The following is a 1,603-nucleotide window of genomic DNA, read 5'->3' on the forward strand; positions in this document are numbered from 1 at the left end:
TTGTGGATCGAGGAGGTCGCGATGCCGTCGGTGCTGGGGTTGATGGAACAGCGTGAGGCGCGGGCGAGGCAGGATCTGGAGTCCTGGACGGAGGTTCTGGAGCAGGCTCAGGCCGAGGTGGATGCCGCGCGGGAGCGAGTTGAGCGGGCCCGGGTGGGGCGTGAGGAGCTCGTGTCGGTGCTGGCCGGGGAGAGCCCGGTGAATACGCCGGTTTCCGTGCCGTCCGGTGGTGGGACGGCTGCCGTCGTGGGATCGGGCGGCCCCGGCGCGGGGCATGGCGAGCGGCCGCCGGTGTGGCGGTCGGGCATGGGCGAGGAGGTGCTCAGCGGCCTGTATCGGGAGGTGTTCGCTGCTGCGGTGGCCGCTTCGGGGCCGGTGAACGGGGTGGAGCTGACGCGGGCGGTGGGCCGGGAGGCGGAGATCAAGAACGAGGTGGAGAAGATCCGTCACCGTGCCTACGTGCTGGAGAAGCGGGGCTGGCTGGCGCGGGCGAAGGACGGACGGTTCATGCCTGAGCCCGGAGCAGTCGGCCGGGGCGTTTCTCCGGCCAGCGCGGAGCGTCCCCGGCCAGGCGCCTCGACAGCCTGATCACGGCGGCCCACCACACCATCTGGGCGTGGTGGTCGAGGCGGCGTTCGTGGTCGCGGTTGAGGCGGCGTGAGCGCGACAGCCAGCTCAGCGTGCGCTCCACCACCCACCTGCGGGCCAGTACGACAAATCCGCGCCTGCCGTCGGAGCGGCGCACGACCTCGACGCGCACCCCGTGACGGGCGAACGCCTCGGCCAGTGCGGGGCCCTGGTAGGCACTGTCGACCCACACCAGCTTCAGCAGCCGGCCCGGCTGGTCCATGAACGTCTCCAGCAGCGCGGGGGCGGCCTTGGAGTCGTGCACATCGGCCGTCGTCACGGTGACCTCCAGGAGCAGGCCCTCGGTGTCGGTCAGGATGTGGCGCTTGCGCCCGTCACGTGACTTGCCGCCGTCGTATCCGCGGCTGTCCTCGCCGACGGTCTCGGAGGCGTCCACCGACTGACTGTCGATGACTCCCGCGCTGGGCTCAGTGTTGCGGCCTGAGCGTTCCCTCGCCGTGCGGCGCAGGCGTTCGTGCAGTTCACGCACGTAGCCGCAGGCCCGCCAGCGGCGGAAGAAGTCGTAGACCGCCCGCCAGTACGGGAAGTCGGCCGGCATGGCCACCCACTTCACGCCGTTGTCGACCAGATAGCGCACAGCGTCGAGTATCTCTCGGTGACAGTACGCCTCCGGACGCCCGCCCCGCTTCAGCAGCCAGGCCGGCACCGGCATCGCGGAGCGGACCTCGGCCCACTCCGCATCCGTCATGTCACTCGGATAGCAGCCTGCCCGCCGTCCCGGAGCGATCGAACCGAACCGGTGCACGTAGCAGTCACACCCAAGGGTGACCGCAGTAGACGCAGCCACAGTGGTACTGCTCAACTGATCAGGCAACGGGCTTCCTTGGTCGTGCTGGTGTCGTAACCGCGTCACTACCAAGGGGCCCGTTCTCTCATGCCCGCGACCGCACCCGAACCTCAGTCCAGACGACCACCCGCTGCCGCTCGAACAAGATCCGGTTTGCCACAACGCACT

The 1,603-nt window shown here is 69.7% G+C and carries 2 protein-coding genes; one reads left to right on the forward strand and one right to left on the reverse strand.

What is annotated here, in order from left to right; genetic code table 11:
• Nucleotides 1–588 (forward strand): hypothetical protein (locus ACFZDK_RS55815; RefSeq protein WP_390987112.1); only part of this gene is annotated, 588 nt, incomplete at its 5' end.
• Here the strand turns inward: ACFZDK_RS55815 and ACFZDK_RS55820 are convergent.
• Entirely contained in the window at nt 506–1,336 is an 831-nt protein-coding gene (locus ACFZDK_RS55820) for an IS5 family transposase (RefSeq protein WP_390987114.1), read from the reverse strand. The genes ACFZDK_RS55815 and ACFZDK_RS55820 overlap by 83 nt on opposite strands.
• Nucleotides 1,337–1,603: the final 267 nt, after the last annotated feature.

The organism is Streptomyces sp. NPDC007901 (assembly GCF_042959465.1).
Taxonomy (GTDB): domain Bacteria; phylum Actinomycetota; class Actinomycetes; order Streptomycetales; family Streptomycetaceae; genus Streptomyces.

What these genes read in the sequence shown, in the direction of transcription:
- ACFZDK_RS55820 (WP_390987114.1), bottom strand. Translation starts at nt 1,336, where the DNA reads ATGACGGATGCGGAGTGGGCCGAGGTCCGCTCCGCGATGCCGGTGCCG.